Annotated in this window: 12 protein-coding genes and 1 pseudogene; 2 read left to right on the top strand and 11 right to left on the bottom strand. The window is 43.8% G+C overall.

Translation table 11 applies throughout. From position 1 onward, the window contains the following. Positions 1-124: 124 nt before the first annotated feature. From GJV22_RS08055 to GJV22_RS08030, 6 genes are all read right to left on the bottom strand, one after another. A complete protein-coding gene (locus tag GJV22_RS08055) occupies positions 125-589 on the bottom strand; it encodes a hypothetical protein (RefSeq protein WP_163711406.1) in 465 nt (154 codons plus the stop codon). 269 nt (positions 590-858) lie between these two features. Beyond that, entirely contained in the window at positions 859-1098 is a 240-nt protein-coding gene (locus GJV22_RS08050; RefSeq protein WP_163711403.1) for a hypothetical protein, read from the bottom strand. Between the two features lie 74 nt (positions 1099-1172). Beyond that, entirely contained in the window at positions 1173-2753 is a 1581-nt protein-coding gene (locus GJV22_RS08045) for an FISUMP domain-containing protein (protein WP_163711400.1), read from the bottom strand. 10 nt (positions 2754-2763) lie between these two features. Then, positions 2764-3303, bottom strand: a complete 540-nt coding sequence (locus tag GJV22_RS08040) for a hypothetical protein (RefSeq protein ID WP_163711398.1) — start codon at positions 3301-3303, stop codon at positions 2764-2766. Positions 3304-3688: 385 nt separating this feature from the next. Further along, on the bottom strand, positions 3689-5815 hold the full coding sequence (locus GJV22_RS22150; protein WP_205461795.1) for a GDSL-type esterase/lipase family protein: 2127 nt from the start codon (positions 5813-5815) through the stop codon (positions 3689-3691). A 303-nt stretch (positions 5816-6118) separates the two neighbouring features. After that, positions 6119-7774 (bottom strand): hypothetical protein, encoded by a 1656-nt coding sequence (locus tag GJV22_RS08030; RefSeq protein ID WP_163711395.1) that lies wholly within the window; start codon positions 7772-7774, stop codon positions 6119-6121. Positions 7775-8310: 536 nt separating this feature from the next. Here GJV22_RS08030 and GJV22_RS08025 point away from each other — a divergent pair. Together GJV22_RS08025 and GJV22_RS08020 are read left to right on the top strand one after the other, a co-directional pair. After that, positions 8311-9069, top strand: coding sequence for a tyrosine-type recombinase/integrase (locus tag GJV22_RS08025; protein ID WP_163711392.1), 759 nt, complete (start codon positions 8311-8313; stop codon positions 9067-9069). Further along, a pseudogene (locus GJV22_RS08020) lies at positions 9066-10190 on the top strand (IS91 family transposase). The gene GJV22_RS08025 and the pseudogene GJV22_RS08020 overlap by 4 nt, the downstream one beginning before the upstream one ends. Before the next feature lie 283 nt (positions 10191-10473). On the opposite strand, the gene GJV22_RS08015 reads toward GJV22_RS08020, so the two are convergent. From GJV22_RS08015 to GJV22_RS07995, 5 genes are all read right to left on the bottom strand, one after another. Beyond that, the gene (locus GJV22_RS08015) at positions 10474-11100 is read right to left on the bottom strand and encodes a hypothetical protein (RefSeq protein WP_163711389.1); all 627 of its coding nucleotides are present in this window, start codon (positions 11098-11100) and stop codon (positions 10474-10476) included. Next, positions 11072-11725: an outer membrane beta-barrel protein gene (locus GJV22_RS08010; protein ID WP_163711386.1), complete on the bottom strand. Its 654-nt coding sequence runs from the start codon at positions 11723-11725 to the stop codon at positions 11072-11074. Before GJV22_RS08010 ends, GJV22_RS08015 begins: the two co-directional genes overlap by 29 nt. 225 nt (positions 11726-11950) lie before the next feature. Further along, positions 11951-12928 (bottom strand): YwqG family protein, encoded by a 978-nt coding sequence (locus GJV22_RS08005; protein ID WP_163711383.1) that lies wholly within the window; start codon positions 12926-12928, stop codon positions 11951-11953. A gap of 87 nt (positions 12929-13015) precedes the next feature. Beyond that, positions 13016-13279 (bottom strand): tyrosine-type recombinase/integrase, encoded by a 264-nt coding sequence (locus GJV22_RS08000; protein WP_163711380.1) that lies wholly within the window; start codon positions 13277-13279, stop codon positions 13016-13018. A gap of 548 nt (positions 13280-13827) precedes the next feature. Further along, complete coding sequence (locus tag GJV22_RS07995) at positions 13828-15285, bottom strand: glycoside hydrolase family 1 protein (protein WP_163711378.1); 1458 nt, start codon at positions 15283-15285, stop codon at positions 13828-13830. Between the last annotated feature and the right edge of the window lie 9 nt (positions 15286-15294).

Genomic DNA, 15294 nt, shown 5'->3' with positions numbered 1-15294 from the left:
TATTTTTTCACAGTCATCTTTAACATGCACCCGGCGCTCCCCTGCCTGAAGCCGGAGAAGCTATCAGTCCCGGGTTCAGCCATTGTGCTGCGCACTAGCCGAACGCTTAGTTGCGGTTGTTTTTTTAATTTCCTGAAAAAAATGGCATAAGAATATACTGGGTAATCAACCATATAATAATCCCTATAATAATCGTCTTCAGTATTTTAAAAAGTTTATTCCGATGTCTTTTTACTGAATTTATTTTTGTGATTTTATCATGGGATGATGATTGGTTAATAGTCCCATGATTTTCTCCATACAAAACATTCACAGCATTTATTACTGGCTGTTGTATTACTTTCTTTGATTCGTGTATAATTCTCTGATGTTCCAAATACTCATCAAGAGAACTAAAGTCAAGAATATCTATTCCCGTTGGCGTCAATTCGTAGCTATATGGATTTTTACTACAAATCCAATTTCTTGCTTTTGCTTCATTGATTGCTTCTCTTAGCTCAACTGGAGAATCCTTGGTTAGAACTACAAATCCATCGTTTCGGCACTCTGTCAATACGCTAAATAATACATTTGATATTTCTTTATTCATTGGTAAAAATGTTTGTTGTTACCATATGTGTGCTAACGTTCAACCGCTATGTATATAACACCCGCCGCTTATTTCCCTTATATCACCAAACCCCGAAAGCCTTTACAATCGGTCGTTTCATCGGATTTCTCAACAATTTCAAGGACTGACTTCCTGCCTGAAATGAATTACTGTTCATCCGGGCCTGGGGGCTTGGTTAGCGGTTTTTATTTCGACGGTCAATTTAGCATATTCAACCCAAACAGCAGGCGATTGCTGCATTTAACTTATTAATAAAGGTTCAACAAATGTCCGCGCAGCCCATTGGCTGTCAGGTCGAAAGCAACAAATGGTTGATTCGGGGCGATTGGTTTTGCCGGGTCCTTGGCCCGTGAGCAATGCCCTCCCCATCCGTCGGGCAACCAATTGCCGATGAGCAATGCTCTCCCCAGCCGCCGGGGAACCAATTGCCGGTGGGCAAAACGCGGTAAGGGGCAAATTTGCGGTAAGTTTGGGACTTCGTTTGTCATTCGTCAGGTTCATGCAGACAGGTCTCCCCTCGCGAATGGCTTATTGGCGCAGGCAATCCGGTGTATATCGACTGTTAATCTTTGACACATCGCACCGAAAGCCCTGTTTGTTTCACATAGCCCTGCTGATTGATGGATTGATAGCCATCGAATAAATAATAACCGTAAGCATTTTCGCCATCAACAGGTGTTGCAGTCCAAAACATTCCCAGGCTGTTTGCGGGATATCCGGTTCCGATAAATGCACTTTGAGCTCCTCCGGGCAATGCCGTGAACCCGCTGCTGTTCGTTGCCAAATCATTGGGATGCCAGTGTGCAGTTCCTGTTTCCTTCAAGGCATTGCCGGCAACATCACTGCCGCCCACGAAAGTAATGAGTGTTTGCCATTCTGCGTCGGTCGGAACATGCCATCCTGCGGGACAAACATTACGGGCGTCGGTTACAGCATACCAGTTATACAGTTTGCCGTATGGAACGGCATAATCGGCCAGATTTTCATAGTAGCACCAGGCACCGGATGTGGCATTCTGCCATTCATTCGTATTCACCACATTGGGGATCTGATCGCCATTGGCATATTTGGTGGTCCTGAGATTTTCGACCAGCCAGGTCTGTGTGCCAATCGTTACAGCCGAGTAGGGATTCCCGTCCAAATCGTAAACCGTTGCATCGGGCATCGTAATGGCAATTTCGTTTCCATATCCGGTACCGGCAATATTGGTGGCGTAACTTCTTATATAGTACGTAGTAGCCGGTAACAGTCCGTATGGGTCGCTGTTGAATGTATTATAATTGCCGGTGGATGAGTTCAGAACGAGTTGGTCGTCGGTTTTGCTGTCAGCAATGGTTGGCCAAGGTGAAGTGCTCCAGCAAACCCCGGCATTTAGAATGAGCCCCTGTGAAAGAATATCGCCGCCGGTTGAAATGATGAACGTGCCTGCGTTGCTGATTTCTTTGGTTGTCAGTAGCGGATATCCCAGCGTTGTGAATTCGTAGTTGTCGCTGTAAAAAACCTCGGAGTTCGCAACGGCATATGCGCGCGTATAATACCTGGTTCCAGGTTCTAGTCCGGTAAGGGTAGTTTCGAAAATTCCGGAGCCACTGCCTGCTTCGGTCTTACTGTCGTTGATGGTCGGATTGGGTGAAGTGCCCCAGCAGGCTCCCCGTGACGTAACGGTTTGACTCGTTGCCAGTCGCCCGCGCATAAAGGCTTCATTGCCGGTAATATCACCAAAATCCATGATAACGACTTCAACATAAGACTGTGTGAAGGATAAAATGTTTCCGTAGCCGATGCCCGCGCCATTAACAGCGTAAGCACAAATGTAAAAAGTGGTGTTCGGCTCCAGCGCTACAGTCGATACGAAATCAGCATTGCCAACACCATCAATCGAGTAGAAAAAATCCTGTATTGTTGGCGTATTGTCGAGACTTACGCAAATCCCTTTCTGGAAAATCTCCGAGCCTCCGTCGTCGGTTATCGTTCCGCCGCTCGTTATCGTATAGAGATCAACAACCGTTATTGGCCGGGTTGTGAGTTCCGGCGGGGTCGGATTCTCGAAACAGGAATTCAGCAAAACACTTTGGCAAAGCAGCACAAGCACCACAAGTCCTTGATTAAGTCTGCTTTTATTGCGGTTCAGTCTTGGATTCATTTTCTTCAATTTAAAATTTGAAATGATAACCAATACAAATGGCGATCGGCAGCGGCTCTTTAATATCGTAACCGATCAACTTAAGATCATCTACCGCGTCGTTGAAGACCTGAGGACGAAATGGCACCAGTATTTCGGCGCACAGGAATGATTTTTCCTTTAGTTTGAATGCGGCACCAACACCGGTCGAAAAACCAAAATAAGTTGTTTTGGTTTTCATCCCGATCGCGTCAACAATCAATACACCATTGTATCCGTACATACCGGTAAGGTATGCGCTCAGCTTTTTTTGGCTTAGCACCTGCACCTGCGCCCCAACGTTATATCCCAGAGCATCGAAATTATACCCAAGAGAACCAAACAGGCCCAATTGTTCGATGGGCTTGTAGGTGAGCCGTGTTCCCAGTCCACCATAACTTAATCCGGCACCGACACCGATATCACCGTAGCTTGCGGGCTGTCCCTGCAGAACGGAAACCCCCAGCACCATAACGACTACAAACATCAGAACACGCTTTTTCAGCGAAAATTGAGTAAGTATCCTTTTCATAGCGAAATGGCATTAATGTACTTAGTAAATTAATGCTTTTTAGTGAAATTTCAATGGCCCTTTTACTTGCTTGAAAAACTGTTTGACGAACGGTAGTCCATAGGTACGACGGACTACAAGGAGGAGTTTTTTGATTTTAGATTCACCCTGGTTTTTAGCTAATTTTTCAGGCAGCGCGGTCTTCTTTGGTTATCAGTCAAAGCCTGACAAGCTTTTCTGCGACTGCAGGCAAAAAGTAACAGCCCGTCCGGCTAAAGGATATAAAAGAATAATTATCCGTATTTGCAACCAGGAGCCGGAAAACTCGCCCCTGAACGAAGTGAGCCTCGGGAATCGCAAAGATACCACGATACCAGTGGGGCCCTTCGCAGATGGGTGGCCGGGCTTATTTAATTTGTTGGCTTTTGCCGTCGATGTAGGACCGCAAAGCGTCTCCCCAGATTTGATAGCCCGCATCGGTTGGATGGCAGAAATCGCCGGCAACTTCCTTCGTTAGAATTTCCTCCGGAGTCAGCATTTGTGAGCTAATATCCAGCAAGGTGATCTCATTTTCGCTGGCAAACTGCTGAAGAATTTTGTTCGTCTCGTTGATCATCAGCCGGCGTGGGTTATCGGGCATTTCTTCGCGTGGCATAATTTGCATTAAAACGATTTTGGCTCGTGGTACTTTCGACCGAACACGCATGCAAACCGCTTTAACGCCTTCTGCGATCTCTGGAGCCGTGTTTATGCGTGCATTCTTTGTATCGCTGGTATTGTTGGTGCCAATGTGTATCACAACCAGTTTGGGATCGAGCCCGTCAAGCTCACCATGATCCAGTCGCCACAACACGTTCTGCGTACGGTCCCATCCAAATCCCAGGTTTAACACCCGATGACCGCCAAAAGTCGCTTTCCACGAGTTTGGGCCGTTCGGTTTCCGTGAAGTTCCGTCGGCATATTTCAGCGGCGGATACTGGCCTCCCCAGAAATGCGTGATGGAGTTTCCAATTAAAACAATCTCCGGATTCAATGAATCTTTGACCGCTAGTACATCGTTGTGTCGCACCCACCAGTCGTAACTGTCCTGCTCGAGTTTCGAAGCCGGAATGATCGCTGTATTCCGGGGTTTTTGATCGTCTTGCGATTTGTCTCCCATCAATTCCGAAAGCAGCGGTTCCATCGCCTGGGCCCAGGCCTCGGCTCCAGCTGGCGTGGGATGTAACCAATCACCCAACATGTCGTGATTGATCGAGCCATCCATATTCAGAAAAACATGGTTGACATCGCAGTAAAAAACGTGCTTGCCATCCGCCAAATGAGAAACCAAATCAGAAGCCCGTTCCAATATCCGGCGATGCGATGTTGGGTTTGGTCCGCCATAACATCCCGGGAAGCAACGAAGCACGATGATTTTCGCCTCGGGACATTTTTCACGAAGCAGGCTCACAATCTTTTCAATACCTCCAGCCAACTGCCCTGCCGTATGGCGTGTCGGGTAATTCTTTTCATCGATATTGTTGGTGCCAATCTCCAGCACAATCACTTTCGGCGACTGGTTCTCCAGCTCCCCGTTTTCAATATTCCAGATGATGTTTTCGGTGCGATAACCGGAAAAGCCCAGGTTGACAGCATTGCGAGAACCATAGTATTTGTTCCAGACTGGCTGATATGCCGGTTTCTCAAAATTGTTGGTGATCGAGTTGCCGACAAACAGCAAATCGTATTTGTGATTTTTAACCAGCGCGACCTTCTCAGAATGGCGTTTGGGCGAATAACCTTCAACCGGAACAGCCGCTGGATTTTCAGCTACCGTTGGTAAAACAAGTTCTCCGTTCAAAAAGGAAGTCAAAACAGCAATCAACCCGTTGTTTCTGGAAGCTCCGTCTTGCGCGTCTCCAATTGCCTGCCGGAAGGCCACGCCGTCGTATCCAATCCATGTTTTGGTGTATTCACTTGCCGCTTTTAACGCTGTTTGATCCAGCACCAAGGTATCGGCAATGCATAATAATTTTGTTTTTGTTGTCAGCGGAGGATTAACTACCGGAAAGACAATCCCCGGTGTTGTCTCATCGAAATTGGCTGGGTTAATCAAAATCAAATCGTCCGGACGCTCGTTTTCATCTAATTCGTATTCCGTTAAAGCGGCCAATTTTGCGCCGTTGGAATAACCAACCAAAGTCGTGTGATCTGTTTTTAAATTGAGATTTACCCCTGACTTGATCAAGCGAAAAGCTTTGATCGCATCGGCAGGTTTCAGGCTGTCACCTTTCAAGCTGGCAACCGAAAAACCCAATTGTTGAAATACCGTTGACATAGATCCATTGTCGGCGCCACTGCCCGGATACAACACAAGCACTCCTTTGGATAATTTGGAGTTCTGAATCTGTAGATAGGGCGCATCGCTGCCACTGACATCAGCCTTGCTGAGAACCGTACCGTCGAGATCAACAAACAGTTCCTTTTGCTGCTGACAACTGAGAATACTAATGGAAAAAATCGCCAAACAAAGTAATCGTGTCACTAATTTCATTGGGTATAAATTTTAATATTATAGAAGCCTTTCATCGAACAGACAGGTATCGATGTCGCTCTTATTTGTGTCCGGATGCGAATGTACCTTCTTGTTTACGGGCAAGCGAGTTCCAAAATTATTAAAATGCTGATAGAATGAAAGTGTTGAGAAACGAAATAATTCCAACAGCTTGAATTTTCCGAGATAACGGTTCGGCTATCAATCGCGGGTTCCTGTCTGGCCGCCGGACAGGACGTCAACACCTGGTTCAGCCACTGTGCTGCGCACTGGCCGAACACTTATTTGTTAGCGGCTACCATTCTACTTTAATTGAATGGTAATTACCTTTGGAGTATAAATTTTAGGATTTGCATTTATTATGGAAAAATCCGGATTGTTGATATCGTATGTAATGAGCATTTGATGGCGGGCAGTATCATAGTTTTGTATGCATTCCCGTGGCAGGTAACAAAAATTTGATTCGGTATAAGAAGGATTGCCAGGCGTTACTTCGGGGATTTCGTAAATATCTATTTCATCCGACCATGGACCGGTTAATTCAGGTGCCGTTCGCATTTTTATTTTATTGTCCCAAGGTCTAATATCACAAATCATTACCCATTGTTTCATTTCCGGATGATAGTTAACTGTAGTGGTTCTAAATCCATTGATTAGCGTATCCATATCATTTGTGTTTAAACCTTCGTTCCATTTCTTGTTCAAGGCAAAATATTCGTAGGGTTTTTGAGGATCATCAAAGACATCGACTCGTTTCCTGACCAGCACCTGAGCCTTGTCATGGCGGCTTACGAAGAAATAGAAGTAGCCATCCAATATTACATAGGCTCCTATACTCTTGGATGGATATCCAAAGTCTGGTAAAGGAGTATACTCGATTTCCCATTTATCCGGTGCAGCGTCAGGATTGCTTATTTTTGCCAGCGTGTATCCTAAAAGGGAAAAATTAAAAGTTGCCTTTGGAGGTGCAGCTAACCGGGGCCCAACCTTTTCCAATAGTACATAGAGATTGTCATTCATCATAAATGCCTGTGGCACCCAATAAATATATCGATTGGTAAAGCTTTCAAAAATGGGTTTTGGATGCTCAGAATATTTATTTCTCCAGTAATATTTCACATCGGTTTCTCCATTTGGCAAACAAGTTTCAACAGCGACAGAATTGTTGACCATTTTCATACCCGGTTCCATTCTGCTCTGCTGATTTTTTGTTCCTACCCAAGTATCACTAAAAATAAATAAAGTGGTCGTTGCATTTATTGGAACAGACACATCACCATCACCACCAAACCAGCCATCTTTAAAAGGAAATTGAGGAATACATGTTTGGGAGATACCGCTGGATGATTTAACAGTTGATCCATCTAGCATACTATTTTCTTTCCCCTTATTATCAGAACGACTATTTATAAATGAAGTAGGATTGTCAAACAGCTCCTGGTTATTGTTCTGTTCTGCAAAAAATGATTTTAATTCATCCGTTTTGAAGGTTAACAACATGCCATTTTTCACCCATTCATATTTAAGCGGTGAATCATTTTGCATCGTATAATTATAAAACCAGGCATACCTGGGTTCAAAAAGCTGCAAAGTGTCGTTACAAATTTCGATTTTGTATAACGAATGAACCGAAAGGAAGGTATTTCTATAATATTCATCCCCTAATGTATCCGGGAATACACCGTTAAGGTCCAGATATATTTGATCCTTGATTTTTAAAAAGACGGCTTCAAATGTTGATGGGTTTGCTTCACTACCATATTTCAATAAATAGAAATTATCTCCAGCTTTTTGAATTGAAATCGTGTCTATCCCCTCAATGCACCATGAACCTTCGATTTCAGGTATTAACACAGCGTCCTGCTCTATAAAAAGTGGATGAAGTGATACTACTTCTTGCGAATATGCTTTTGAAAGAAACCAAAATGAACAAATAAAAAGGAGTAAGTTAATTTTCATGCGTTTAATTTTATAATATTCATTGTGTCACGCACATGGTTGCCGCGAACGGTTCGGCATCGAGTCGGCAAGGGGAATTTCCCCCCAAGCCTCTCACAGAACCGGACTTGACAGTCTCCCGTCATCCGGCTCATCTAATATCGGTCATTCTATGAAAAAGCCAAACCAGCATGGTCAGACAAAACAGCTTATCTCCGATCTGAAAAACCCATCATACTTGTTTCAGCTATCAATCCAGGGTTCCTGTCTGGCCGCCGGACAGGACGTCAACACCCGGTTCAGCCACTGTGCTGCGCACTGGCCGAACACTTAATTGTTGAACGAAACCTAAAGGTAGCTAAAGTGCTCAGGCTCCAGTACCTTTAGTGTTCATCAATAAAATCTGTTGATTATGAAAAAAAAGCACCACGTTAATTGAGCAAGCTTGTTTTTCACTCCCTGAATTTAAGCAAGTTTATGAAAAGCTGCAACGCCATGTTGAGCTTTTAGGCAAAAGTAAGAGTACCCTTGACAACTATTCCCGTTGCCTGGCCACGATGGCCCTTCACTTTCGATGCAATCCACTGGATCTTGAGGAAGATCAGGTGCTGGACTACCTCCACCTGGTCAAAACGCAAAGCCGCACACCTTCCGAAAGCTACTTTAAGCACACTGTTTACGGGCTTCGTTTTGCTTACCGGGCCATGGGGATGCCGCAAAAACAGGTGTTCCTGCCAAAAATGAAGCTTCCGAAGAAGCTGCCCGTTGTATTGAGTCAACAGGAAGTCAGGCGACTGCTCAGAGCACCGGCCTTGCTTCGGCACCGGTTGATCCTGGGCCTGCTGTATGGCTGCGGACTACGTCGCCACGAACTGCTGAACATCAAACTGGCCGATGTTGACCTGGACCGTTCGCAGTTGCATGTTCGCGAAGGCAAAGGCCGAAAAGACCGTTATGTGCCGCTTGGCGGGCACTTGATGCGTGGACTGCGCGCCTATCTGCAGGCTGAGCCTCCTTATGTGTGGCTCTTTAACGGAAAAACTAATACCGGACAGCTACAGCAATTTTCTGAAACCGGTGTGCAGTGGGTCATTACCCAGGCTGTGAAACGGGCCGGGATTCAGAAGCGGGTAACTTCGCACACGCTTCGCCACACTTACGCTACCCATCTGCTGGAAATGGGCATGGACATCATGACTTTGAAAGACCTGCTCGGTCATGTCGACATCCATACCACCCTGATGTACCTGCATATCGCGCAGCTGGGGCGCGATAAAGCTTTCAGCCCGCTCGACCGCTTATACCCCAAGTCATGAAGCCGGCTTTTGAAGTGGCCGATGTATTGCATAATCAAGCGCATCGGCTTGAGCAGCTTTGCCGCAGTAGCTAGCAACTGCGAACTCTGCAGGCTTTGTCGGTTTGCCGCACAGCTGCTTTGGGCGGGCACGTCGATGTGTGCGATAATACCAAGTGCCGGAAACTGCATATCAGTTACAACAGCTGCCGCAACCGGCATTGTCCCAAATGCCAGGGACACAAACGCGAACAGTGGATGCAGGCCCGGGAAAAGGAACTGTTCCGAACTTCATACTATCACCTGGTATTTACCTTGCCCGATGACTTGAACCGACTGGCATTGCATCGCCCCAAACTGGTGTATAGCTTGTTGTTTCAAACTGCCTGGCAAGTGGTAAAAGCGTTCGCTGCAAATCCGAAGTTCATCGGTGGCGCACCGGGCATGATTGCCATACTGCATACCTGGGGGCAGAACCTTTCGCTTCATCCGCACCTGCACTGCATTGTTCCCGGTGGCGGAATCAACACCTCCGGCAAGTGGAAAGCAGCCCGGGGAAAGGATAAATTCCTGTTCCCCGTAAAGGCCATGAGTAAAGTGTTCCGGGCTAAGTATGTTGAAAATTTAAGAGCTGCCAAGGTCGATGATGCCGGGCTGTACAAAGCACTGTTTGCCAAGCCCTGGGTGGTGTACTGCAAGCAACCATTCTTCGGCCCCAAACAAGTGGTGGAATACCTGGGACGTTACACCCACAAAATTGCCATCAGCAACCACCGTATCCGAAGTATCGAAAACGAACAGGTGACTTTCCAGGCTAAAGATTACCGCCGGGGCGGAGCCAAATACCTGCTAAGCCTTAGTGTAGAAGAGTTTATCCGGCGCTTTTCGCTGCACATCCTGCCACGCGGCTTTACCCGCATTCGTCACTACGGCATCCTGAGCAGTACGCTCAAAAAAGTTTGCGTAGAACTGCTGCAACAGGAACTCGGACGCATCAAACTTCCCGAACGCCCCGATATGCGTCTGCAATGTCCGGCCTGCCGCAAAGGAAAGCTGGTCACCATCTGGCGCTTTAACTCACGCGGGCCACCTCCGAATACGGACATCCTAAACTATTTGATAAATCTTGTAAAAAAGCCCTGACTGGCGGGGCCTGGCGGAGCTTTGCCCGGTAGCGAAGTAAAACCCGTAAACCGGTTTCCTAAACACAAATTCGGAAAGCAAATCCTTCGCTCAAACAGTTAAAAACAGGAGCAGTATCTGCCAAAAACAAAAATGCCCGACCATCGTGGTCAGGCTACATATCTTACTTTCCATCGGAAAACCCATAATACTTGTTTCGGCTATCAATCCCGGGTTACGTCAACACCGCGTTCAAGCGCTGCGCTGCGCGCGGCTCGAACGCTTAATTATTGTGTGCCGTTTTTCATTCTGTTTGGAAATTAGTACTTTCTGTAATTCTATAATCAAATCGTCCTGAAGTAACTTTTGTAATTTCCCCATTCGAATCATTAATCGAGAAACCAAATGTTCCTGAGATTATTACGATTTTAGACGTTTGTCCTTCGACACTAACATTTGAATCTTGAATACCGACATGTTTAAAATAAATCTGTCCAATTCCTTTGTTGTCATAACTGGATGGAGTGTAGTTCTCTATGTAAAAACCTATATTTTTAATTCCATCAAGTTGTATTTTATTACCATCAAGAGTTACTAACTCTTCAATTTTTGAAATCTTCAAACCTGTTAGATGGAATTCAATAGACGAGCTTTCGCCTGCAGTATTTCCGTTTAATCTTAACACAAGGCTGTCATTTTCCTGCCATACGTTAATAAATGGTTGATTATAAGAATAAGGGAATCCTATCGTAACAACTGATTTCCAAATATTATCATTTATAAATGCTCCCGCTACGTTATTTCCATCTTCTGTATATTTGGGAATTCGTGGGTCAATTGGGTCAGGTACAAATATGCCATCACATCCATTAAGAATGAGGAATAAAATTACCAATACCGTTCTAATTTTTATGAAGTAGAATTTTTTCATTGTATAGGTTGACTTTAATTCCAATAGATAAACAGATGTTTTTCAAATCGTGTATTTCGTTTTTGAAATTTCCAATTTCATCAATTTGATAATAGTTAAGCATCGGAAGTAATCCATAGGTAAATCTTGAATAACAACTAATTCTTTTTTCTCCAAAACAAATTATTCCCAATGCCAATCCTGTATCGAAATTATTGTATGTTTTTGTGCCTTGTTCAATATTAGTTGAGATTAAAGTACTCAGTTCGATACCTGCTTGGATTGAAATTTGAGTAGAAAGTGAATAATTAATTAATACGGGGAATGACAAGTAGTTAAATCTGAAAGAATAATTCTCCGTAAAATCTTGCTGATATCCTTTTTGAACAAATTCCAGCTCGTTGAGCAAGGAAATATTTTGAAATTTTTTGAAAGGGTAGTATTGAACAGACACCCCAAAATTGTAACCAAGTATTGGTTTTTTATTTTCAAGGGATACATTACTTCGAATATTTGAATAGTTTCCACCGGCAACAAATGCAATTTGAGCTTTTGATTTTACATGGCAGAAAAAAGTTAAACTGATAATAACTGCAATTTGAAAAAAGAGTCGTAAATGATTTATATTGATTTCGGTTTTTTCCATTTATCAAGATTGTTTGGTTGTCTGATTTCAATATGGTACACAACGTTAATAATATGAGCATGTAGCGGACTTTAAAGCGGTTTCGGATCAAGTTACCAAGTAGCCAAAGCTGCACCTTAGCTAAATAGTCAAATCGGCAGATTTGGCGGAGTTAATTAGAACCACTACCGCCCGAATACCCACAGAAACCGCTATTGCCTATGTTTAGTGTTGGCGCCAGTATTTTTATGAACATTGTAAAATCATCCAAGTTTTACTATAATCCTTATTCTTTAAATCCTCCTTTTTAATCCAAAAGTACAAACGACCAACATCTCCCCACATCATTCCTGTTTTTTCATCTTCGGAATCTATTTGTAATAATAAAATCCAGTCTTTAGTACCCTTTTCCAGTCCTTTTGCTTTTGGGTCATTGTATCCTGATGGGTCTCCACAATATAACCCATTTGTCACCAATTGACACTCAAGTTCCATTTCACTTTGGATATTATTTGAGTATCCAAGCATTTTATTTATTGCATAATCCTGAGGCAAATTAAGATATTGGTCAATTTCTTTTTCTGATAGATTCTTTTGCACAAATTCATTCTCCCAGCTTGGTAATCCAACAGTTGTTTTAATATCCAGTTTACATTCATTAAATCTCGAATAGTCAGGCAAATCACTTGGAAACTCACGTCTAGTCAAGTTATCAGTCTCAGTGCTACAATACACCTTAAACTTATCTTTGTCTTTTGGGTCAAATCCCCATGCCTCTTGCTCCGCAGAATAAAAGAAATAAATTATCCCTCTATCGGGCAGTAAGTTATCTTTATCGAAAGGGTGAATCTCACTCAAATTAATCTGTGCGATAAATGAAAGAGGTTTATCGTTATTCTCTTTAAACCAATCAACTTCTAGCGGCAAATCAGGTTGCCCACCAATTTTTGATTGTCCAAGTTCAAGGTTTTCAGAATCTGATATAGATGTTATTATCCTAATCTCATTTCTAAGCAAAGATTCAAATTTGTCCCAATGCTCACCTAATCCCAATTTTGCGAATCTATTTTTAAGTTCAGCTGAAGTCAAAATATCATTAGTATCAGACTCAATCGCAACTTGATTATTTATCTGGTTATTTGATGATTTTTTAAATAGTGAATTTCTATTTAGTAATCCGAAAACAACTAAAATTGTTAAACTAATCCATAAAATCGTACTCATATGTTTCATGTTTGTGTCTGTCTCCTATATTGGTACCAACATCTGTGTATTCGACGGGTGTATTATATGTCGCTTATAGGGCTCATGCTATAAGTCGTTGTTATTTTGCGTTTTATCTTTTAAAATCAAGTCTAATGGGCTTTTGATTTTTGCAAGAGACCTGGTGCTCACATGGGTGTAAATCTCCGTGGTTTTAGAGGATGAATGCCCTAAAAGCTCTTGGATATACCGAAGATCAACTCCCTGCTCTAATAAATGGGGTGCAAACGAATGCCCTAACGAATCAATCCGCACAACAGCTTGTTGCCGGTGTGTAGCATAACTTAGTTTGATGGATCGCTGTTCAGGCATCGGGCTCTTAACTGGTTTCAATCTTCAATTTACAAAACTTTACAAAATACTTATATCCGAAACCGCAATTTAGCTTTGTTCTAAACAGCCGGCTGCAACTTACCGGGTGACTTTCGAGTCACCCGGTAAGTATCTTTTCCCCCAACCTCTGATCCCTAAAAAACGACCGAACAATAGCATAAAACTCCGGCGCGGCTGCATAAAACCCTGGGAGTTTTGTATAAAACCCCGGCAGTTTTGTACAAAACCCGGACGCGGCTATACAATCCTAAGCCGAAAATATACTAAATATACCAGCCAAAAACAGGGGGTTTAAGCCCTGTCATACTCTGAATAAGTCGTTTACGTCCCAATTAGAACATTGCGCGATGTGTTTAAAAGCGCTGTAAGCAAAGCCGACTGTTGTTTCAACCAGGCTTCAGCACATTTTACCGAACAGTGATTTTTTGCCTTACAACAAACAAGGAGTTTATCGGAAGCAGGTTGCAAAAAAAATCCTGCTACCCCAGACCGGGCAACAGGATTCATCCGTGACATCTATGTTGCGTTTACTTCATCGCACGGTTGTTCAGAAAATGCTGATACCAATAATAGCTGCTCTTGGGATAACGTTGCTGCGTGTCATAGTCGACATAGATGAGGCCGAAACGTTCCGTGTAGCCAAATACCCATTCAAAGTTGTCCCAGCCACTCCAAACAAAATAGCCTTTGAGCTTCACACCTTCCTTTTTGGCCTGCAAAGCCGCTGCAATATGGCGCTGAATATAGTCTTTGCGTAAAGCATCAGCCACCTTCTCCTCTACCAGCGTATCTTCATCGTTGTGGAAACTGGCGCCATTCTCAGTGATAATGATTTCCGGATCACCGTATTCGTTTTTAACCCGCATCAACAAATTGTATAGCTCTTCCGGCCGAACAGGCCCGTTAGCCATTTTAACAGCATCGGTATTATTGCCCATCCATGAAACACCAAGCGGTGCATTATCGTCTTTCTTAACCTGGGCAGGTGCATAAAAATTAATCCCCAGGATATCGGGTTGATTATCCAACATCAACTGCAGATCCTGTTTGGATGGTTGAAAACCGGGATTATACTGCTGAATGGCAGCCAACGCTTTTTCCGGATATTTCCCCTTAAAAACCGGATCGAGTACAATGCGGTTCAACAATTCATCCTGCAACGAAACAGCCTCCACGTCTTCCGGATTGTTCGGGTCGAAAGGCAAACATGGAGACAGGTTGAAGGTGATCCCGATCTTACCGTTCAAATTCATCTCGTGATATAAGCGGATCGCTTCGGCACTGGCCAACAATTGGTGATGCACATTATTCATCTCACTTGCATAGCGCACGTTTGCCGACTCTTTACTTTGCGAAGGATTTATCAGGAAGTTGGCCACAAAGAACTCAATATATGGCTCATTGAAGGTGATAAAATGACTCACTTCATTCCCGAAATTCTCGAAAATTACCTTTGCGTAGTTCTTGTACCACTGAACAGATTCACGGTTCAACCATCCTCCCTGTTGCAAGAGCGCCAAGGGCAAATCGAAATGATAAAGTGTAACTAGCGGCTCGATACCGGCTGCCTTCAAATCCTGAATCAACAAATGGTAATGGGCTATTGCTTTAGGATTCACCTCGCCCACTCCATGGGGAATAATCCGACTCCATGGAATAGAGAACCGGTAGGTATTCACGCCCAACTCCTTCATGAGTTGAATATCTTTCAGGTATTGTTCGCGATCGTATTGGTTTATGGCCACATTCGCAGTTTGCTTCTCTCCGATCGTAAATTGAGTTACTCCGATTGTATTAGCAAAGAAATCCCATTTACTTTCACCCTTACCGTCAGCTTGATAAGCGCCCTCTACCTGGTAGGCCGCACTGGCAACTCCCCACAAAAAATCATCGGGGAAATCAGCTTTATCCGGTTGCGGACCTTGAGCACGGGAACTGCCGATCAACAGGCCCAGTAAAACGATTGTTACAGCTATTTTTTTCATTCGTATCAG

Origin of the sequence: Mangrovibacterium lignilyticum (assembly GCF_010882175.1) — a bacterium.
GTDB lineage: Bacteria > Bacteroidota > Bacteroidia > Bacteroidales > Prolixibacteraceae > Mangrovibacterium > Mangrovibacterium lignilyticum.
Note: the sequence above shows the minus strand (reverse complement) of the source record. Positions and strands in the feature narration are given on the sequence as shown.